The sequence below is a fragment of the Pseudomonas sp. TH15 genome, from assembly GCF_016651105.1.
Classification (GTDB): domain Bacteria; phylum Pseudomonadota; class Gammaproteobacteria; order Pseudomonadales; family Pseudomonadaceae; genus Aquipseudomonas.
In genome coordinates this window covers 4,818,016-4,838,109 of record NZ_JAEKEL010000001.1, presented here as the reverse complement: position 1 = coordinate 4,838,109, position 20,094 = coordinate 4,818,016, and the positions used below count along the sequence as shown (strand labels likewise).

Sequence of the window (20,094 nt, the reverse complement as noted above, 5' to 3'; positions counted from 1 at the left end):
TCTGGCGACTGGCACGGTGCCTGCAATTCATTTTTTGACGAGTTGTAACACCGACTTTCATGCCTGGAGCAGAACAATAATGAATAGATCTTCTGAGGGTTTTTATCCTGCCGCAGATGAATCAAGCACGCTCTCGGGCGTGTCCTGGGGCGCGATCTTCGCCGGGGCTGCTGCGGCAGCGGCGTTGTCGTTGATTCTGGTGTTGCTCGGCTTCGGCCTGGGCTTTTCGGCTGTCTCACCATGGGCCAACGAGGGCGTCAGCGCCAAGGGCCTGGGCATTTCAACGATCGTTTGGCTGGCCTTCACACAAATCGTTGCCTCCGGGCTCGGCGGTTACATTGCCGGTCGCCTACGGGTGAAGTGGGCCAATATGCATGGCGATGAAGTCTATTTCCGCGACACCGCCCATGGCTTCCTGGCCTGGTGCGTGGCGACGCTGGTGACGGCGACCCTGGTGGTCGGCTCGGTCAGCAGTATCGTCAGCGGTGGTATGCAGGCCGGGGCGAGTTTCGCCGGCGGCGCCGCCAGTGCGATGACGCAAGCAGCGGGCACCGCTGCCAGCAACACCAACAGTGACCCGTACGGTTACTTTGTCGACAGCCTGTTCCGCGATGATCGCCCGGCCGCCGTCGGTGATGACGCTGCCCGTGGCACCGTTACCCGGATCTTCGTGCGCACCTTGGGCAACGACGGCCAACTGGCTGCCGAAGACCGGACCTACCTCGCGCAACTGGTCGCCCAGCGCACCAACCTGACCCAGGCCGACGCCGAACGCCGTGTAGACGAAGTCTTCGCCAAGGCTCACAAAGCCGTGGATGACGAAAAACTCGCCGCTAAACAGGCTGCCGACACCGCCGCCAAAGTCGCTGCCTGGACCGCGTTGTGGATGTTCGTCGCGCTGCTGGCCGGTGCGTTTTTCGCCAGCCTTGCCGCTACCTTCGGCGGTCGTCGTCGGGATGCCGTGGTGTATCTGGAGTCCGATGCCTACGTCACCACCACCTCGCTGCCACCTGTTCGCTAACCCAGGAGAATCATCATGCGCTCACTACTTCTGTTCTTTCTCGGCGTGCCAATCCCGATCATCATCCTGATTGCCCTGTTCATGCACTGATCCCTCTGAGGCACGTGCCTCTGCCGCTTCTGCCTCTGGTAGAAGCGGCGTTTTGCTTTCTGCGGGGACAGCGGCGAGAATTGCCGTCGGAAGTGGATTGGCCGCTTTACCTCTCTTTAAGGATGAACGCGTTGGACAAGAAGGAAATCAAACGACAATTGGTGGAAATGCTCGAGGCCGGGCGTTCGAAAACCGAGACGTTCAAAGCGCTGTCGGGCGGCAAGGTCAAGGATCGCGTGTTGGCGGCGTGGATAGCAGGTCGCCCCGATCCGGCGCTCAGACAAAAGCATTCACTCAAGGTCACGCTGTTGATCGTGCTGATCTGTATTCAGGCATTTATCGGCGCAGTGTCCGGGTTCTTTCTGTTTTTCGAGGTCAGCGCCGGCCTGGCACTGACCATGATGCTGATCGCTGGCGGTGTACCGCTGTTGTTTGCCTGGTATTTCTACAAGAACGTCGCGGCGGCTTATACCGTCTTCATTCTCCTGAACATCAGTCAGGTTTCGCGCATGTTCAAGGGCTATGAAGAGGATCCGCTGTCCACCGTGATCGCCGTTGGCATCACCTTCGCTGTGGTGTTTTACGCTGCCTGGGTCAAATCGTTGTTGTTCCCCGATCTGGGATTCATCGGTGCGAAGAAGCTCAAAGGGCAGTTCGTCTTCTCCAACTGATCGTTGAACAATCCGACTGTTTTCACTGGCCTGGATCAATGTTTCGATTGGCGATATCGCCTAACGTAAATGAACCAGGCCTTTGCTGAGGTATGAGCTACAGTGCTTCCCGCGCACCTTGTTTGCGCTGACGGAGTACCCGCGTCGACGTCCCAAACACAGTAATAAAAGCGTCGACTACGGTGTAGTGCAGCAAGGAGCTGACACAACCTCAACCGAACCTTCACGGATGAAATTGCAATGCACTGCTTAGACAGAACCTTCGATATCCAGCCGCTGGTAAGGGCGGATATGACTTTGCACATCAACGGCCAAGCGGTTAGCGCCGCCATCGGCGAAACCGTCCTCACGGTCATTCAATCCCTTGGTCTGCGCCAGGTGGCTCGCAACGATCACGATCAAATCAGCGGCGCCTATTGCGGCATGGGCGTGTGCCAATGCTGCCTGGTGAAAATCAATGGCCGGCACAAGCGCCGCGCCTGCCAGACCGTCGCGCGTGACGGCATGACCGTCGAAACCCAGGTCAATCGCATCGCCGAGCAGGAGGCGTTATGAGCCTGCATCCGGTGATCGTCGGCGGCGGCCCGGCGGGCATGGCCGCGGCCATTGAACTGGCCCGGCATGGCGTGCGCAGCATCTTGCTGGAAGAAGCCTCGCGACTCGGCGGTGTGGTCTATCGCGGGCCGCTGCGCGATGGCGTTCAGCTCGACTATCTGGGGCCGCGTTATTCCGAAATCCTCAGCCGATTGCACGGCGAGTTTGAGGAACAGTCGGGGTTGATCGACGTGCGCTTGAACCATCGCGTGGTCGGTGCCGAGGGCACTCGCGCATTGGTGGTACTGGACGCCGATGAGCACCTGCACGAAATCGCCTACCCGCAATTGCTGCTGGCTGCCGGTTGCCACGAGCGCAGCGTGCCGTTTCCTGGCTGGACCTTGCCCGGTGTGATCCTGCTCGGCGGGTTGCAGCTGCAAATCAAGAGCGGCGTGGTCAAGCCTCAAGGGCCGGTGGTCATCACCGGCACCGGGCCGTTGCTGCCATTGGTGGCGTGTCAGTTGCACGCGTCCGGGGTGACGGTCGCCGGGGTGTATGAAGCGTGCGCGTTCGGCAAAATCGCCCGGGAAAGCCTGGCGCTGCTGAACAAGCCACAGCTGTTTCTCGATGGCCTGAGCATGTTGGCGTTCATGAAAATGCACGGCATCCCCATGCATTACGGCTGGGGCGTGGTCGAGGCCCAGGGCGATGGCGAGTTGCAATCTGTCACCGTAGCGCCGTATTCGCGTACTTGGGTGCCGGACCTGTCTCGCGTCGAGCGCTTCGAAGCGAAGACCCTGGCGGTCGGTTACGGCTTCATTCCTCGTACTCAGCTCAGTCAGCAAATGGGCCTGAACCACGGCTTCAGCGACGACGGCTACCTGCGTGCCAACGCCAATATCTGGCAGCAAAGCAATGAACCGCACGTGCACCTGGCCGGCGACATGGGCGGGATTCGCGGCGGTGAAGCGGCGATGCTGGCAGGGCGGATCGCGGCGCTATCGATGTTGCTGCAACGGGATGTTCTGGACACGGAGCTGGCGCTGGTCAGGCGTGACCGCTTCCTGTCGAAGCTCAAGGCGATTGTGCGTTTCCGTGCGGCGGTTGACCGCTACACCGGGCGCGGCGCCGGGCAGACCGCATTGCCGGCCGCGGACACCGTGATCTGCCGCTGCGAGCACGCCACCCGCGCCGACATTGACCGGGCACTGGACCAGGGCGTGCAAGACATGGCCAGCCTGAAAATGCGCACCCGCGTCAGCATGGGCGACTGTCAGGGGCGGATGTGCGTCGGCTATTGCAGCGACAGGCTGCGCGAAGCCACCGGGCGCCAGGACGTGGGCTGGCTGCGACCGCGCTTTCCGATCGACCCGATTCCGTTTTCAGCCTTTCACAACGCCGCCACGGAGGCCGCCAGCCATGAGTAAGTTCTATGACGTGGTCATTGCCGGCGGCGGCGTGATCGGGGCGTCCTGCGCCTATCAACTGTCCAAGCGCAAAGACCTTAAGGTCGCGTTGATCGACTTCAAGCGACCGGGCAACGCGACCCGGGCATCGGCCGGCGGTTTGTGGGCCATCGGTGAATCAGTCGGGCTGGGCTGCGGGGTGATCTTCTTTCGGATGATGTCAGCCAACCGCAAGCGTGAAGCCCACGGTTCAGCCGTGGTGGTCGACTCCAGCACGCCGCACATCCTGCCGCAGTCGTTCTTCGATTTCGCCTTGCAGTCCAACGCCATGTACCCGGCGCTGCACAAAGAATTGCAGGACAACCACGGCATGGACTTCAAGTTCGAGAAGACCGGGCTGAAGTTCGTGATCTACGACGATGAAGACCGGCTCTACGCCGAGCACATCGTCGCCTGCATTCCGCACCTGGCGGATCAGGTGCGCTGGCTCGATCAAGCCGCACTGCGCGAAGCCGAACCCGCCGTCAGCCATGAGGCGAGGGGGGCGCTGGAGTTTCTCTGCGACCATCAGGTCAGCCCGTTCCGCCTGGCCGACGCCTATACCGAAGGCGCGCGGCAGAACGGCGTGGACATGTACTTCAACACCAACGTCACCGGCGTGTTGCACCACGGCTCGCGAGTCACCGGCGTGCAAACCGCCGAGGCCGGGGTGTTTCATTGCAACACCCTGATCAACGCGGCGGGCGCCTGGGCTGCAGACTTGAGTGAACAGGCTACCGGCATTCGCATTCCGGTGAGCCCGGTGAAGGGCCAGATCCTGCTGACCGAGCGCATGCCGAAGATCCTGCGTGGCTGCCTGACCACCAGCGATTGCTACGTGGCGCAGAAGGACAACGGCGAGATCCTGATCGGCAGCACCACCGAGGACAAAGGCTTCGACGTCACCACCACCTACCCGGAGATTGCTGGATTGGTGCAAGGCGCCGTGCGCTGCATTCCGGAGTTGGCGGACGTGAATCTCAAGCGTACCTGGGCCGGGTTGCGACCGGGGTCACCGGATGAACTGCCGATTCTTGGGCCGATGAAAGGGGTGCAAGGGTATCTCAATGCTTGTGGGCATTTCCGCACCGGCATCCTGACGTCGGCGATTACCGGGGTGCTGCTGGATAAACTGGTGAACGACGAGCCGTTGCCGCTGGACATCACTCCGTTCCTGGCGGACCGCTTCGAAGTGGCCCCGGTCAAACCAGAGCGCACGCTAGAGCCTGCTTGACTCAGATCCCCTGTGGGAGCGAGCCTGCTCGCGATGGCAATTTGTCAGTCCTGAATGTGTTGACTGACACACCGCTTTCGCGAGCAGGCTCGCTCCCACATGGAGTTTTGTGTGTGGCTCAGGTTCTGCGGGATTCTTCTTCGAGCTGATCGGACTCGAACAACCGCGCCAGCTCCGCCCGGGCTTCCTGCGCCGTCTGCAAGACCTTCGCCGCATCGTCATAAACCGCATGCTGCGCCTCGAGCACCTGTTCATCGTGATGCTTGAAGCGTTTGATCCGCGCATCGGCCTGTGCCTGGGTCAGCCCGAGGCCAACCAGCGTCCGCCGGCTCATTTCCAGGCTGGAATAGTAGGTTTCCCGAATCGCCTCGGCACCCAGGTCGACCAAGCGGTGAACGTGCTGACGGTTACGCGCCCGGGCGATGATTTTGATGTGCGGATACAAACGGTGCACCACCTCCGCAGTCTTGATGTTGGTGTCCGGATCATCGGTGGCGATGATGAAATATTCCGCCTGCTCAACCTTGGCCGCGCTGAGAATTTCCGGGCGCATCGGGTCGCCGTAGAACACCGGCACGCCGCCGAAACTGCGGGACAGTTCGATGGTTTCCACCGATGTATCCAGCGCCACGAACTTGATGTTCTGCGCGCGCAAAATCCGTGCAACGATCTGGCCCATCCGGCCCATGCCGGCGATCACCACACGTGGCGCATCGGTGTCGATTTCGCGGAATTTCTCTGGCACCACCACCGGTTGCACCTTGGGCGAATACAGCCGCGCGCAGAGCAGCAACAGCAGCGGCGTCACTGCCATGGACAGGGTGATTGTCAGCACCAGCAAGTCGTACAGGCGCGGCTCGAACAAGCCTTGGTCGCGACCGATCTTGAACACCACAAACGCAAATTCACCACCGGCCGCGAGCACGATGCCGAGACGAATCGCACTGACCCTGCCCAATCCACCGGCGAGGCGACCAACGACAAACAGCAGCGGCAGCTTGATCGCGATCAGCAACAAAGTCAGCCCCAGCACCGTGATCGGCGCGCTCAACAGCAGACTCAGGTTGGCGCCCATACCGACGCTAATGAAGAACAACCCCAGCAACAGGCCCTTGAACGGTTCGATCTGCGCTTCCAGCTCATGACGGTATTCGGAGTCCGCCAGCAGCAAACCGGCAAGGAACGCGCCCAGCGCCATCGAGACGCCGACCAAGTCCATCAACCACGCTGTGCCGATCACTACCAGCAACGCGGTGGCGGTGGACACTTCCGGCAGACCTGTCTTGGCCACCACCCGGAACACCGGCCGCAGCAGGTAACGCCCGCCGATCACCACCACCGCGATACTGCCCAGCACCCGCAAACCGTGATTCAGATCTTCAGCGGCACTGGTGGTGTGATCACCGCCGGCCAGCAACGGCACCATGGCGATCAACGGGATCGCGGCGATGTCCTGGAACAGCAGAATTGCAAACGCCAGCCGCCCGTGGGGGCTGGTCAGTTCCTTGCGCTCGGCCAGGCTTTGCAGGCCGAACGCGGTGGACGACAACGCCAGACCCAGGCCCAACACCATCGCGCTGTTCAGCGACTGGCCGAACACGAACAACGCCAGCACACCAATCACCGAACCGGTCAGCAGCACCTGCGCCAGACCGACGCCAAACACCGATTTACGCATCACCCACAAACGTCGCGGCGACAGCTCCAGGCCAATGATAAACAGCAGCAACACCACCCCAAGTTCGGAGATATGGCTGACGCTTTGCGGGTTGCCGATCAAGCCCAGCACCGACGGCCCGATGATCACCCCGGCAAACAGATAACCCAGCACAGCGCCTAATTGCAGACGTTTGGCCAACGGCACGGTGAGCACCGCCGCGAACAAAAACACGACAGCGGCTTGCAACAGGTTGCCTTCATGGGGCATGGCGAAACTCCATAGACTCGGTACGGCGGGGGAAGCAAGGATAAAGGCTGCATCGTTTCCAGATCCACCGAAGATCCCAGTAGGAGCTGACGAGTGCAACGAGGCTGCGATCTTTTGATCGTGTGTTCGATTTCACAGAATCAAGATCAGAAGATCGCAGCCTGCGGCAGCTCCTACAGGGGATTTTCATCGTTTCTGTAAAATATCGCATCAATTGGTTACATTGATAGCGACAGCGAATCAATCATTTCGAGACCGACCATGGCCATCAACTTCGACCTGAACGATCTGCAAGCCTTCCGCGCCGTGGTTGAGCAGGGCAGTTTTCGCAAGGCTGCCGATACGGTGCGCATCTCCCAACCGGCCTTGAGCCGACGTATTGAAAAGCTTGAAGACGCCCTCGGCGTGAAGCTGTTCGAGCGCACCACCCGCAAGGTCAGCCTGACCCAGGCCGGGCGTGGTTTCATCCCCAGCGTCGAGCGATTGCTGGACGATCTGGACGTGGCGCTGCTGGGCATCAGCGAAGTCGCCTCAACCCGGCTCGGGCATGTCACCGTCGCCTGCGTGCCGTCGGCGGCGTACTACTTTATGCCGCGGGTGATCGCTCATTACCACCGGCAATTTCCCCGGATCAAGGTCAAGGTCCTCGATTCCAGCGCCCATGACGTGCTCAGCGCGGTGGTCAACGGCGAGGCGGATTTCGGTTTGAGTTTCCTCGGTACGCAGGATGCCAAAGTCGACTTCGAACCGCTGGTGCAAGAGGGCTACGTGGTGGCCTGTCGGCGCGATCACCCGTTGGCCGGGCGCAGCAGCGTGACATGGGATGAGTTTTACCAGCAGGACTACATCTCGCTCGACAAGACTTCGGGCAACCGTTTTTTGCTCGATCAAGCGCTCGCCGGCGTAGTGCCGCAGCGGCCGAGCATCTGCGAAACCCGTCACGTCACGACGATGATCGGGCTGGTGGAAGCTGGGCTGGGCGTGGCGGCAGTGCCGATGATGGCGATGCCAGCGGAAGATCACCCGATTCTGACCCGGGTACCGCTGACCGATCCATTGGTGATGCGCAGTGTCGGGCTACTGAAGCGCCGGGGTCGCACGTTGACTCCGGCAGCCTTGGAACTGGAAAGGCTGGTGGTGGCAATGAAAGTCCAGCCGCCAGCGGTCAGCGGCTGACCGAGTCCAGCCCGGTGGCTTGCACCTGCGGTTGAACGGCCGGGGAGGCCAGGTAGTCCAGCAAGGCTTTCGCCTCGGCCGGGTGTTGCGCGCCCACCGGAATGCCGGCGGCGAAACGGGTCACCGATTGCACCGACTCCGGAATCTTCGCCACAAAACTCACCCCCGGCACCGGCAACAATTCGCTGACCTGCTGGAAGCCCAGTTGATAGTCGCCGGTCGCAACCACCGAGCCCACGGGGATTTTCGGGATCATCTTCGACTTCGGCTTGAGCTGCTCTTCGATGCCCAAATTCTTGAACAACTGCTCCTCGATGTACACACCGCTGGCGCTATCGGAATAGGCCACCGACTTGGCGTCGAGCAGGGTCTTTTTCAAAGCCTCGACCGAACTGATGTCCGGTTTCGCTGCGCCTTCGCGCACCACCAGGCCAATCCGCGAATCCGCCAGTTCCACCCGTGAAGCCGGGTCGACTTTGCCTTGTTTGATCAGGTCGTCCAGCGCGTAGCCGACCATGATCACCACATCGGCTTTTTCACCGCGAGCCAGGCGATTGGGGATCGCTTCGGGCGCCTTACCCATCGATGGGCCGAGGTCGGTGTGCAGGGTGTTGCCGGTGGATGCGGCGAATTCCGGGCCGAGGATTTTGTAGGCAGCGGTGAAGCCGCCGGACGTCATCACACGGATTTCTTCGGCTTGGGCGACGGTGCTCAAACTGGCGATCAGGACCAGCGCTGCATAGCTGAAAAGCTTTTTCATCGATTATTTCTCGCAGTCAAAGGTCAATCACGACACGGCGGGTTGCAGGCGACCGGTGGAGCGGCGATAGAGAAACAGCGTCGCGCACAACGCGCAGAGCGCGGCAAAACTCATCCAGTAACCCGGTGCAGCCTTGTCGCCGGTGTACTGGATCAGCAACGTCGACATCGCCGGAGTGAAACCACCGAACACCGCCGTGGCCAGGCTATACGCCAACGAGAACCCGGCGACCCGCACTTCCACCGGCATGATTTCGGTGAGGGCGGCGACCATCGCGCCGTTGTACAAGCCATAGATGAACGACAGCCACAGCAACACCAGCAGCATGTTGGTGAAACTCGGTGCGTTCACCAGATAAGTCAGCGCCGGATAGGCCGTGGACAGGGTCAGCAGCGACATGGCAATCAGCACCGGGCGCCGGCCGATACGGTCGGACAAGGCGCCGCCAATCGGCAGCCAGAAGAAGTTCGAAACACCCACCAGTAACGTCACCAGCAACGCATCGGAGGTGCTCAAGTGCAGCACGGTTTTGCCGAAGGTCGGCGCGTACACGGTGATCAGGTAAAACGCGGTGGTGGTCAGGGCGACCATCATCATCCCGCCGAGCACGATGCCCCAGTTCTGCGCCAGGGTGCGGAACACTTCGCCCATGCTCGGGCGGTGTTTGCGCGCAGCGAACTCGGCGGTTTCTTCCAAGTTGCGGCGCAGGAAAAAGATGAACGGCACGATCATGCAGCCAACGAAAAACGGAATCCGCCAGCCCCAATCGGCAATCATCGTCGGCGCCATCCATTGGTTCAGCCCATAGCCCAGCGCTGCCGCGACAATGATCGCCACTTGCTGGCTGGCCGACTGCCAACTGGTGAAAAAGCCCTTGTTGCCCGGCGTGGCAATCTCCGAGAGGTACACCGAGACGCCACCCATTTCCGCACCGGCCGAGAAACCTTGCAGTAAGCGGCCAATCAACACGAGGGCCGGTGCAAACAGTCCGATGGTTTCGTATCCGGGCACCAGCACAATCAGAATCGTGCCGCTGGCCATGATCGACAGCGTGACGATCAAGCCTTTGCGCCGGCCCACATCATCGATGTAAGCGCCCAGCACCACAGCGCCGAGCGGGCGCATCAGGAACCCGGCGCCGAACACCGCGAAAGTCATCATCAGCGAGGCAAATTCACTGCTGGCCGGGAAGAACACGGCGGCGATCTGGGTGGCGTAGAAGCCGAAAAGGAAGAAGTCGAACTGTTCGAGGAAGTTGCCGGAGGTCACCCGGAAAATCGAACCGGCGTGAGAACGCCCGGAAGGGATTGATGCTGTCATTGACGTGTACTCCACCGCTTTTATGACGTGCGCCGCGTGGGGGCAGCGCACGGTTCTTATTGGCGCGGATAGTGGAACAGGGGGATCGATATGTTAATTGCATAGTTGGCATGCATTGATGCGTGAAGCGGATCAATGCGCCCGACGCTTGCTTTTTGCAGGCGCCGAGCTTGCTCGCGAAAGCGTTGTCTCAGACGATCAATATGTTGGATGTGTCGACGCCTTCGCGAGCAAGCTCGGCTCCTACAGGTTTTGTGGTGTGGGTGAAATTTGCGCTCACATGAAAATCTTGTGGGCGCTGGCTTGCCAGCGATGGCGGCCCGGCAGACGACTACAATCCCCCAGCCAACCGGCACAAAAAACAAGGAATGATTCCCGAGCCGCGCAGTCGGAGTTCAGGTATCACACATCAATGGAGGTTCACCGATGAACAGCAAAACCCTAATCGCCAGCCTGGCCCTCGTTGCCGGCATTGCCGGGATCAGCCCACTTGTTCAAGCGGCGCAAACCTCAAGCGATCCTACCGTACAATCCCCGGTCAGCGACCGCGAATTGAAGGTCAACGACCGCGCCCCGGATATTTATCAACGCAGCGAAAAAGCCCTCGACTGGAAAGCCAAAGGCCTGAAAAAACCGGTCGATCAGGCGCAGTGGGTGCAGATCAATGACCAATACGTCATGGTGATGATCACCAACGGCACCATTGTCGAGATGAAACCAGTCCCGCGTTAAACCCCGGCAATAATTAGCCATGGACGGTTGATTGCGATCGAGCGCCATTCGGGTAAAACCCGTGGGCGTCTCGAGTGACCGGATGTCAGGAGCAATGGGTTGGACAAGAAGCCGCTTTACCGCAAAGTCAACACGCGCACCTGGGGTGTGCGACGTAATGAGTCGGTCGCGCATTACCGCGATCAACGAAATACCAAGAGCGAGAGCCGCCGCGAAGCATCGCGAGGTTCGATGCATTCCGGCAAACGATACGGACTGGATTACACGCCATTGTTCCGTTTCTTATTGTCCAGGGTGGGTGGTCATTGGAATCAGATATTCAGTGAAGCGTTGTCGCGCCTCGATTGTCCCGATCCGCTGTTCTGGATGGTTGCCATTCAGGAAGATGAGCGCAGTGACATCGTCCGGTTGGGTGAGTCGAGCTACTTCAATGGCCTGTACGTCGATGAGCAAAACCTTCTGCAAATCGTCAATCCCGAATTGAAAGCCGCTGACATGACGCCGAGTTGTCAGTGCTGCACTCACACCTTCAACGGCGTTGTGTTTGGCAAGACAGCTGGCTGACCTCACTCCATTCGGCTGTGACTCAGAACCTGCCCACCGCCCAACCGATACTGATTATTCCCACTGCGTTTCGCCTCATACATCGCCAGATCCGCAATATGAATCAGCCGATCCATGCTCGGCGCATGATCCGGGAACACCGCGACCCCAAGGCTGGTGCCGATGTGTCGTTGATCATTGCCAATCGTCACTGGCGGTGAGAGTTCGACGAAGATTTTCTGGCAGATGCTGCGGGCTTCATCTTGCAGGTTGATGCCTTGCGGCAGGCCTTGGAGGATCACCACGAATTCGTCGCCGCCAATCCGCGCGACGGTGTCGGTTGAGCGCAGGATTCTCTTGAGTCGCGTGGCGGTGGTGACCAGCACCCGGTCGCCAGCCGCGTGGCCGTAATGGTCGTTGATTGCCTTGAAACCATTGAGGTCGACAAACACCAGCGCCACCCGTGTGGCGCTGATGCGTGCCTGTTCCAGTGCCTCGGACAGGCGCTCTTCGAGCACCAGGCGATTGGGCAGGCCGGTCAGCGGGTCGTAATGGGCCAGGTGTTGCAGGTAACTGGCGGACGCCTTTTCTTCGGTGATGTCGCGGACCACGCCCAGCATCTTGATCGTGGCGTCGTGATCGTTCTTCACCACATTGCCGGTCTCGCGCAACCAGCGGATGGTGCCGTCGGGCCAGACCACGCGGTATTCCTCGTCATGGTTCTCGCCGGTTTCCAGGCAACGCAGCTCTCCGGCGCGGACCTTGGCCCGGTCGTCCGGGTGCACGCAGGAACAGAACAGGGCGTAGGAGGGCGTGACTTCACCGATCTTGAACCCGAACATGCCGTAGATCGCCTCCGACCAATAGAGCTTGTCGGTGTCCACTTCCCAGTCCCAAGTGCCGATGCGGGCGAAGTACTGGCTGCGTTTAAAGCGCTCGGCGTCACCGTCCAGATGGATGTTTTGTCCCGTGGAAAGACTGGCGATCAGCGCACGGCATTCGACCAGTTGCTGTTGCAGGGAATACTGGCGACAGACCAGCGCAACAAGCACGGCAAGCATCACTGAGCCAATGGCAGCGCTGATCCAGAGGACACTCATTCAGGGATGGCCGTCATGGCGAGTTTAACCGTGGGGGGATGGCGCATATATTAGTTCACGCTTACTGCCGGAAATAGATCTAAACCGCTCCGAACGGTTGCCAATTGCCTGCAATTCTGGGAAAACGCTGCCCATGAAGCCCTTTCGAGGGTGTGAACAGACGAGTGCATGTAATGAATGATGAGCTTCAGGTAATCGACCTTGAGTTGGGCGACGGCAAAGCAGCGGTCAAAGGCGCGCTGATCACCACTCAATATCGCGGATGGCTGGAAGACGGCACCGAATTCGATTCCTCCTACAGCCGTGGCAAACCTTTTCAGTGCGTGATCGGGACTGGGCGGGTGATCAAGGGTTGGGACCAGGGGATCATGGGTATGCAGGTCGGCGGCAAACGCAAGCTGCTGGTGCCGGCGCATCTGGCGTATGGCGAACGGACGATGGGCGCGATAACGCCGAATTCGAATTTGATTTTCGAGATTGAATTGCTGGAAGTGCTGACGCGGGATGATTGAGTGCAGGCGCTGTCGAGTCCTCCAGCGAGCCTTTGGTGGCGCTGGAGGATGTCGAAGGTTAACCCAGAGCCGGTAAACCTTTTATCCTTTCGGAGTTTCGTCAACGCACGCGTTGAAGTAATCCTTGGCGGGCTGAGTGGTCCTCAGGCCCACTGCAACGGTGGCCCGGACGGAAAGCAGATGTCTACTTCCAACTTTGCTGCTGCCGAAATATTGACCAAGGCATCGAGCGAGAACTTGTCGATTTTCCCGTTGAGTACATCATTGAGGCGTGGCTGAGTAATGCCCAGACGCTTGGCTGCCTCCTTTTGTGGAAGCTCCCAAGCGCGAATGGTCTCGCAAAGCGTACGCATCAGTTTGGCCCGCAGACGCATATTGGCTGCGTCCTGCGGCGTGTCTTCCAGTGCATCCCAGACGCTTGTAAAACGCAGGGATGGGTCTTGATGATCCTTCATGGCCTAACCTATTTCCTGGTATCTGGCGCGAGCCAGTTCGATATCTCGCGTTTCAGTTTTTCGTGTGGTCTTGTGCATGGCGTGCAGCACATAAATGGCTTCAGGCCGATTGACCACATAAAACACCCAAAACGCTCCTGAATCCTCAGTGATCCTGATTTCGTTGACGCCACGGCCTCTGGTTTTCATGGGATGCCAATCAAAAGGTTCTTCACCCTGTTGCAAAAGATCCAACTGAAAACCCGCAGCCCTTCGGGCATCAAGCGGGAATGCACGCAGATCTTTGAGCGCACTCCCTCACCTCATCAACTCACTTCAATTTCTGGTCGGCGGCTCCAGGTTGTCGAGCGCGCGGTTGACGGCGAGTTCGCCGAGCATCACCACTTGCTGAATGCCAAGCAGGGTGTTGCGGTAGGGCGTTTCGAGCAGGCCGGCGAAGTCGCTGAGCATGATGCTGGCCGAGGCCATGGATTCGCAGGCGTGAGCGAGGAGGGATTCGGTGTCCATGTTCGGGGCGACCAGGAACATGGTGCTGGGTGTTCGCTGCGGTGGGGCGTGGGGTTTGAGGTAGTGATCGAGGGCGCGTTCGGCGGCGTCGTTCAGTTTTGTCGGGTCTAGCGTGGAGTAAGGGGATGTTGGATCGGATTCGGGTATGGCATCCGCTTCTGGCGGATTTGGCGTTACTTTGAACATGACTTGGATAACCTCAATGAGGCTGACACGGTCTTGCGACTAAACAATAGGTGGCAGCTGTACGCAGGTTAGTCGACCAGTATCCAAGCATTACCGGCGCACCCGAAGGCGCCCTGCGCACAGCTACCATTTAGCGCAGGCGTATAAATACCTGACTGAATGACAGCTTGCGAACTTGGAAAAACACCGAGCGACTAAACCCGATCACTGACCATCAGTGATGCGAACAAAGTTACCGGCGACCCCCAAGACGCACAAGCCGGCGGATTCTGGCGTAGTTGTAGGCAAAGGCGCAAGGCGTTGTAGCCCGGTGGATGATGTCGAAATGATGCGTTGTTTTTCCGGGCCTTTTCGCGAGCAAGCTTGTAGTGGTTCAGTTTTTTTAAACCATTCCGTAGGAGCATTAGGCCGCCTGCCGCTCAAATAGCGCAGGTGGCAAGTGGTTTGAAGCAGAGTGGCAGCGGCGATGGTTGTAGTGCGAAATGAAATCCATCACATCCTTCTCCGCTTCCAAATGATTTTGGTAGCCGTTCTCCGGCATCCAGTCGTGCTTCAATGTTCTGAAATAGCGCTCTACCACGGCGTTATCCCAACAGTTTCCTCGACGGCTCATACTCTGCAAAATCCGGTTTTCTGCCAAGCAGGCAACAAATCGATCAGCTGTGTACTGACAGCCCTGGTCTGAGTGAAATAACAACTCAGGCATCGGTCGGCGAAATGCCACTGCCAACCTCAGAGCCTTCGCAGCGAGTTCGGCGTCGGCAGTTCTTGAGCACGCCCAGCCCACAATCCTGCGTGAAAAAAGATCCATCACTACGGCAAGATAAAGCCAACTGTTACCGACCCTGATGTAGGTGATATCGCCTGCCCAAAGAGTATCTGGCTGAGTCGGATTAAATCGACGATCAAGTATGTTGGGAGCAACGATTGCCGGCTTTGTGGCGCGGCGATAGTGTGCATAACGCGGTCTGCGCCGGTGCAGACCGAAGGTTTTAATCAACGTGCGCATTCGATAGCGTCCGATAAAGACCCCTTCTTTTCTCAACGCTTTGCAAAGGCCACGAGTACCTAAGGCTTCCCGATGCTGTTTGTGCAATGCACGAAGCTTGCGCCTTAGCCAACGCAGACGAGGCTTTAGTCGTTTGGTTTTACGCTTTGCGTAATAGCTGCTTCGAGCAATGCCAAGCACGGAGCACGTGCGCCGAATTGACAACGCACCTCTAACGCCATCAATCATTTGGTTCGACCGAACAGAACCTTCAGATGAGAGGGCAATTGCTTTTTTAACACTTGATTCTCGGTCTCAAGTAGCGCCAGTTTCGCTTGAAGCGACTCGATCAGTTCCTGATCCTGCAGTCGTGGCAATTGAGCAACGCCTTCCTGATCCCGGCGCCACCGTATTACCCATCGACGCAGGGCTGTAGGCCCTACACCGGTGGCCTCACAGGCTTTGGGGACGGAGTATTGCATGTCCACCACCAAGCGAATCGCCTCTGCTTTTTCTTCTGGTGTAACAACCCGATATCCCATGATGCTTCCTTAAATCGACGCTCCTACATCATGGTCTAAAAAAGTTCGACCACAGCAGCTTTGCTCCTACAGTGTCTCGGGGTGTGCAAGAAACCTTTGTAGGAGCCGGGCTTGCCCGCGAAGGCGGACGATCAGTCACCGACGATATTGAACAGTGGAATTCGCCCATTCAGCGAAGGCCGGTAATGCCAGGCCAGTCGCTCCAGATTCACACCGTGATCGAGGATTTCCCTGACAGTCGCGCAGGCAATTTCCATCGCCAGCACCTGACCTGGACACTGATGTCGCCCGCTGCCAAAACTGAAACTGCGCCGATTCGGCCGATCCAGTAAAAAACTGTCTGGCTGTTCATCAAGCGCCGGATCGCGATTGGCCGAGGCCAGCAGTACCAGAATCACATCGCCGGCCTCGACCCGCACACCGTCGATCTCGCAAGCGGCAGCCACAAACCGCCGCGTGTTTTGCACCGACGGATCAAAGCGCTGCACTTCGGCCATCAGCGTATCCATCGACGCACCGAGCAACTCAGGATGACGCCGCAACGCCACCAACGCGTTGCCAATCAAACCAGCGGTAGCTTCGTGGGTCTGCGAACACAGGCCAATCAGGTTAGCGATCATCGTGTCTGCATCGCCTTCAAATCGCTGCTTGATCGCCGCCAGCAAAGCGCTATCCGTCTTCGCCAGCAACTCAATGAAATAACCCCGCAACTGTTCAGTCGCCCCATGCGCAGCATCCAGTTGAGCCTGGCTACTCAGCGGCGATAGGCAGGCCACGAAGTCCGCCGTCAACTCACTGATCATCCGACCCTGAGCAGGGGAGAACCCCAACAACGCCGCCACCACGCACACCGGACCGCGGAACATCGCTTTGGACAGACCCTCGGCGTCCGGGGTGATCAACCGCGCATTGACCAACGCTTGCACTTCATTCCGGTCGATCAACGCCAGTCCCGGCTCAATCGCCGACCTCGGGCAGCGCTGCGGTTCACCTTCATTCATCCGCATCAACCGACCGAATACTTCGCCGGCCAATCCTTCAACAATCGTCTTGGGCACCGGCTCACTCAGCGGGCGCACCTGGCAGTCCGGATGCGCGAACACCGCCGCCACGGCGTCAGCACTGCTGGCCACCCACAGTTTCAGTCCTTGATGAAAAACCAGCCCACCCTCGGCGCGCAGTTGCGCGTAATACGGGTAAGGGTCGGCATGAGTCGCAGCGATGATCGGGTCCATGGGTCGCAGCCTTGTTCGTGGTGGGAAAAGTGTTGCTACTATCTCCAGTCCAACCAGGCCTTGATTCGTCCGGGAGCGAAATATGAACGTTGAACAACACGACATCGGCGTTTCTCAAGTGGCGGCCGCGATTGCGGAGCCGGCCCGGACGAAAATCCTCTGCTCGTTGATGGACGGCCACGCCCGCACCAGCACCGAGCTGGCGGCGATTGCCGAGGTCAGTGCCTCCACCGCCAGCGCGCACTTGGCCAAACTCAAGGAATCGGCGCTGGTGCGGCTGCACGTTCAGGGCCGCCATCGTTATTACAGCCTCGCGGACAAGCGTGTGGCCCAAGCACTGGAAGCCTTGATGGTGCTCGGCCAGAACGCCGCGCCGACGTTCAATTCGCGCACCCCGGATCGCCTGCAATTCGCCCGCACTTGCTACGACCACATGGCCGGCACCCTGGCGGTGTTGCTGCATGACCGGATGATCGAGGCGGGGTGGTTGCTGGAAACCGATGAGCAGGTTTATCAACTGAGCGAGAGCGGCGAGGCGTTGTTCGAGGGCTTGGGGGTTGAGGTCAAGGATTTGAGCGCGTTGCGCCGGCGGTTTGCCTGCCCGTGCCTGGACTGGAGTATGCGCCGGCCGCATTTGGGCGGTTCACTGGGGGCGGCGTTGTTGCAAACGGCGATCAAGCGCAAATGGGTGACCCAGGATCTGGACAGTCGGGCGTTGGCGTTGACGGCGCTTGGCAGAAAGGAACTCAACGTGCGGTTTGGCTTGGCGTTGCCAATTGAAAACCGCCAGATCGAAAGATCGCAGCCTGCGACGGCTCCCTCAGGAAGTGTGCACACCCGATAAAGAATCCATGTAGGAGCTGCCGCAGGCTGCGATCTTTTGATCTTCGCCCCGAGCCGACGAGGGGTCATACCTCACCTTGTGCCCACGCTCAGGACTCTATACTGTATATCTAAACAGTAAAGAGCCCGCACCATGCAAATCATCGACAAGCTCAGCATCCTCGCCGACGCCGCCAAGTACGACGCCTCCTGCGCGAGCAGCGGTGCGCCCAAGCGCAGCTCCGAGGGCAAGAGCGGTCTGGGCTCGACCGATGGCATGGGCATTTGCCACAGCTATACGCCCGACGGGCGTTGTGTCTCGCTATTGAAAATCCTGCTGACCAACTTCTGCCTCTACGATTGCCAATACTGCGTCAATCGCCGCTCCAGCGATGTGCCGCGGGCACGCTTCACGCCCGAAGAGGTCGTCACGCTGACCCTGGATTTCTACCGGCGCAACTGCGTCAGCGGGCTGTTCCTCAGTTCCGGCATCATCCGTTCGGCGGACTACACCATGGAACAACTGGTGCGGGTGGCCAGGTTACTGCGCGAAGAGCACGAGTTTCGCGGCTACATCCATCTCAAGACCATTCCCGAGGCCGACCCGGCGCTGATCGAAGAGGCCGGGCGTTACGCCGATCGCCTGAGCGTGAACATCGAACTGCCCACCGATGCTAGCCTGCAAACCCTGGCGCCGGAGAAGGACATCGGTTCGATCAAGCAAGCAATGAGCACCATCTACACCGGCGTACAAACAGTACTCAACGAACCCCGTTCGGCGAAGTTCGCGCCCGCCGGCCAGAGTACGCAAATGATCGTCGGCGCCGATGACACCGACGACAGCACGATTTTGCACAGTGCCCAGTCGCTGTACGGCAACTATCGCTTGCGGCGCGTTTACTATTCGGCGTTCAGCCCGATCCCCGACAGCCCGAAAAGCGTGCCTCTGGCCGCGCCGCCGCTGATGCGCGAGCACCGTTTGTACCAAGCCGATTTCCTCTTGCGCAGTTACGGTTACAGCGCCGACGAGTTGCTCAAGGGGCCGGGCAATCTGGCGTTGGATATCGACCCGAAGCTGGCGTGGGCGCTGCAGAATCGCGAAGTGTTTCCGCTGGATCTCAACCGCGCCGAAGCCTCGTTGATCGCGCGCATCCCCGGCATCGGGCTACGTACCACTGAACGTCTGGTCGAGCTGCGTCGGCAACGACGGATCCGCTACGAAGATGTCGCGCGCATGCGCTGCGTATTGGCCAAGGCCAAACCCTTCATCATCACCAGCGACTACCACCCGCAGCAGGCTGAGGTCACCAGCCATATGCTTTATCAGCAACTGCGCGACCGGCCGATGCCGCAACAGATGGGGTTGTGGGGATGATCAATCTCGATTGCGACGATTTGTTCGACACCTGGCGACAGCAGGCGCGTTGGCTGCTCAGCCATGAAGTCGACCCGAGTCTGGTGAGTTGGGCGTCGGAAGGCGTGGGAGATCTGTTTGCCAATAATGATGATCCGGTGCCTGAAGGGCAGGGGCCGTTTATGGCGAAGATCCCGCGCGTGCTGCTCGATACCCTGGAACAAGCCGCGCAATATCGGGGTGATCAACGCTGGAGTCTGTTGTACGAAGTGCTGTGGCGCGTCAGCCACGGTGATCGCACGGCAATGATGGCCGGTGACAAACTCGGTAGCGAGTTGCAGCGGCGAATCAAGCAAGTGCGCCGAGAAGCTCATCACCTGCATGCCTTTGTCCGATTCATCGAGCGTCCCAAATCCAGTGTCGGCCCGCAATATGTGGCGTGGCACGAACCGGCCCACGACATTCTGCACAGCGCCAGCGAGCATTTTGTCGGGCGCATGGGCCAGCACCGCTGGCTGATCGCCACGCCGCGTGACGGGGTTTATTACGATGGCGAGCAACTGATCCATCAGCGTCAATGTCCGCGGGAATGGCAACAACTGGCACAGAACGTCGACGATCCGCATGGCGAATTGTGGCTGACCTATTACAGCCACATCTTCAACCCGGCGCGTTTGAACGAGAAGGTCATGCAGGGGCATCTACCGGTGCGGTTCTGGAAAAATCTGCCGGAGGGTGAGTTGATTCCCGGATTGATCACCCAGGCACGAATGGGCAAACAGCAGGATGGCCAGGCGAGTGGGATTGCCAGTCGTTCGGGTAAACGTATTGCGTTGAAATAAAAGATCAAAAGATCGCAGCCTGCGGCAGCTCCTACATCGATCTCCTGTAGGAGCTGCCGCAGGCTGCGATCTTTGATCTTCATCTTCACAACAAAAAG

At 59.2% G+C, this 20,094-nt stretch carries 22 protein-coding genes; 12 read left to right on the top strand and 10 right to left on the bottom strand.

Annotation, left to right across the window (positions count from 1 at the left end; all coding sequences use genetic code 11):
* Positions 1–79 precede the first annotated feature (79 nt).
* The 5 genes from JFT87_RS21840 to hcnC all read left to right on the top strand — a co-directional run bounded on the left by JFT87_RS21840 (position 80) and on the right by hcnC (position 4,995).
* Positions 80–1,021 carry a hypothetical protein gene (locus JFT87_RS21840; protein WP_201204483.1) on the top strand — a complete coding sequence of 314 codons (942 nt, stop codon included), beginning with the start codon at positions 80–82 and terminating at the stop codon, positions 1,019–1,021.
* 221 nt (positions 1,022–1,242) lie between these two features.
* On the top strand, positions 1,243–1,782 hold the full coding sequence (locus tag JFT87_RS21835) for a hypothetical protein (protein ID WP_201204481.1): 540 nt from the start codon (positions 1,243–1,245) through the stop codon (positions 1,780–1,782).
* Between the two features lie 240 nt (positions 1,783–2,022).
* Positions 2,023–2,337 carry a (2Fe-2S)-binding protein gene (locus JFT87_RS21830; protein WP_201204479.1) on the top strand — a complete coding sequence of 105 codons (315 nt, stop codon included), beginning with the start codon at positions 2,023–2,025 and terminating at the stop codon, positions 2,335–2,337.
* Positions 2,334–3,743: a cyanide-forming glycine dehydrogenase subunit HcnB gene (hcnB, locus tag JFT87_RS21825; RefSeq protein ID WP_201204478.1), complete on the top strand. Its 1,410-nt coding sequence runs from the start codon at positions 2,334–2,336 to the stop codon at positions 3,741–3,743. Before JFT87_RS21830 ends, hcnB begins: the two co-directional genes overlap by 4 nt.
* Positions 3,736–4,995: a cyanide-forming glycine dehydrogenase subunit HcnC gene (gene hcnC, locus JFT87_RS21820; RefSeq protein WP_201204477.1), complete on the top strand. Its 1,260-nt coding sequence runs from the start codon at positions 3,736–3,738 to the stop codon at positions 4,993–4,995. The genes hcnB and hcnC overlap by 8 nt, the downstream gene beginning before the upstream one ends.
* A gap of 118 nt (positions 4,996–5,113) precedes the next feature.
* Here hcnC and JFT87_RS21815 read toward each other — a convergent pair whose 3' ends face one another.
* Positions 5,114–6,922, bottom strand: a complete 1,809-nt coding sequence (locus JFT87_RS21815) for a monovalent cation:proton antiporter-2 (CPA2) family protein (RefSeq protein WP_201204476.1) — start codon at positions 6,920–6,922, stop codon at positions 5,114–5,116.
* A gap of 261 nt (positions 6,923–7,183) precedes the next feature.
* Here JFT87_RS21815 and JFT87_RS21810 point away from each other — a divergent pair, with 261 nt between their 5' ends.
* A complete protein-coding gene (locus tag JFT87_RS21810) occupies positions 7,184–8,098 on the top strand; it encodes a LysR family transcriptional regulator (RefSeq protein ID WP_201204475.1) in 915 nt (304 codons plus the stop codon).
* On the opposite strand, the gene JFT87_RS21805 is transcribed toward JFT87_RS21810, so the two are convergent.
* Entirely contained in the window at positions 8,088–8,858 is a 771-nt protein-coding gene (locus JFT87_RS21805; RefSeq protein ID WP_201204474.1) for a substrate-binding domain-containing protein, read from the bottom strand. The genes JFT87_RS21810 and JFT87_RS21805 overlap by 11 nt on opposite strands.
* A gap of 27 nt (positions 8,859–8,885) precedes the next feature.
* Positions 8,886–10,178, bottom strand: coding sequence for an MFS transporter (tcuC, locus tag JFT87_RS21800; protein ID WP_201204472.1), 1,293 nt, complete (start codon positions 10,176–10,178; stop codon positions 8,886–8,888).
* Between the two features lie 426 nt (positions 10,179–10,604).
* Here tcuC and JFT87_RS21795 point away from each other — a divergent pair, with 426 nt between their 5' ends.
* Complete coding sequence (locus JFT87_RS21795) at positions 10,605–10,910, top strand: RcnB family protein (protein WP_201204470.1); 306 nt, start codon at positions 10,605–10,607, stop codon at positions 10,908–10,910.
* Positions 10,911–11,009: 99 nt separating this feature from the next.
* Positions 11,010–11,474 (top strand): hypothetical protein, encoded by a 465-nt coding sequence (locus JFT87_RS21790; protein ID WP_201204468.1) that lies wholly within the window; start codon positions 11,010–11,012, stop codon positions 11,472–11,474.
* Positions 11,475–11,476: 2 nt separating this feature from the next.
* Here the strand turns inward: JFT87_RS21790 and JFT87_RS21785 are convergent, their stop codons facing one another.
* Positions 11,477–12,553: a sensor domain-containing diguanylate cyclase gene (locus tag JFT87_RS21785; RefSeq protein ID WP_201204466.1), complete on the bottom strand. Its 1,077-nt coding sequence runs from the start codon at positions 12,551–12,553 to the stop codon at positions 11,477–11,479.
* A 173-nt stretch (positions 12,554–12,726) separates the two neighbouring features.
* Between JFT87_RS21785 and JFT87_RS21780 the strand changes: the two genes are divergently transcribed.
* A complete protein-coding gene (locus tag JFT87_RS21780) occupies positions 12,727–13,065 on the top strand; it encodes an FKBP-type peptidyl-prolyl cis-trans isomerase (RefSeq protein ID WP_169368969.1) in 339 nt (112 codons plus the stop codon).
* Between the two features lie 143 nt (positions 13,066–13,208).
* On the opposite strand, the gene JFT87_RS21775 is transcribed toward JFT87_RS21780, so the two are convergent.
* The 6 genes from JFT87_RS21775 to JFT87_RS21750 all read right to left on the bottom strand — a co-directional run bounded on the left by JFT87_RS21775 (position 13,209) and on the right by JFT87_RS21750 (position 16,978).
* On the bottom strand, positions 13,209–13,520 hold the full coding sequence (locus tag JFT87_RS21775; protein WP_201204464.1) for a helix-turn-helix domain-containing protein: 312 nt from the start codon (positions 13,518–13,520) through the stop codon (positions 13,209–13,211).
* A gap of 3 nt (positions 13,521–13,523) precedes the next feature.
* Positions 13,524–13,799, bottom strand: coding sequence for a type II toxin-antitoxin system RelE/ParE family toxin (locus tag JFT87_RS21770; RefSeq protein WP_242487338.1), 276 nt, complete (start codon positions 13,797–13,799; stop codon positions 13,524–13,526).
* Between the two features lie 36 nt (positions 13,800–13,835).
* On the bottom strand, positions 13,836–14,213 hold the full coding sequence (locus tag JFT87_RS21765; RefSeq protein ID WP_201204462.1) for a DUF6124 family protein: 378 nt from the start codon (positions 14,211–14,213) through the stop codon (positions 13,836–13,838).
* A 403-nt stretch (positions 14,214–14,616) separates the two neighbouring features.
* Positions 14,617–15,450, bottom strand: a complete 834-nt coding sequence (locus tag JFT87_RS21760; protein WP_201200759.1) for an IS3 family transposase — start codon at positions 15,448–15,450, stop codon at positions 14,617–14,619.
* Entirely contained in the window at positions 15,447–15,743 is a 297-nt protein-coding gene (locus tag JFT87_RS21755) for a transposase (protein ID WP_201200757.1), read from the bottom strand. Before JFT87_RS21755 ends, JFT87_RS21760 begins: the two co-directional genes overlap by 4 nt.
* A 131-nt stretch (positions 15,744–15,874) precedes the next feature.
* The gene (locus tag JFT87_RS21750) at positions 15,875–16,978 is read right to left on the bottom strand and encodes a cytochrome P450 (RefSeq protein ID WP_201204460.1); all 1,104 of its coding nucleotides are present in this window, start codon (positions 16,976–16,978) and stop codon (positions 15,875–15,877) included.
* A gap of 82 nt (positions 16,979–17,060) precedes the next feature.
* Here JFT87_RS21750 and JFT87_RS21745 point away from each other — a divergent pair, with 82 nt between their 5' ends.
* The 3 genes from JFT87_RS21745 to JFT87_RS21735 all read left to right on the top strand — a co-directional run bounded on the left by JFT87_RS21745 (position 17,061) and on the right by JFT87_RS21735 (position 19,996).
* A complete protein-coding gene (locus tag JFT87_RS21745; RefSeq protein WP_201204457.1) occupies positions 17,061–17,822 on the top strand; it encodes an ArsR/SmtB family transcription factor in 762 nt (253 codons plus the stop codon).
* A gap of 132 nt (positions 17,823–17,954) precedes the next feature.
* Positions 17,955–19,175, top strand: a complete 1,221-nt coding sequence (locus JFT87_RS21740) for a putative DNA modification/repair radical SAM protein (protein ID WP_201204455.1) — start codon at positions 17,955–17,957, stop codon at positions 19,173–19,175.
* Positions 19,172–19,996 carry a TIGR03915 family putative DNA repair protein gene (locus JFT87_RS21735; RefSeq protein ID WP_201204453.1) on the top strand — a complete coding sequence of 275 codons (825 nt, stop codon included), beginning with the start codon at positions 19,172–19,174 and terminating at the stop codon, positions 19,994–19,996. The genes JFT87_RS21740 and JFT87_RS21735 overlap by 4 nt, the downstream gene beginning before the upstream one ends.
* Positions 19,997–20,094: the final 98 nt, after the last annotated feature.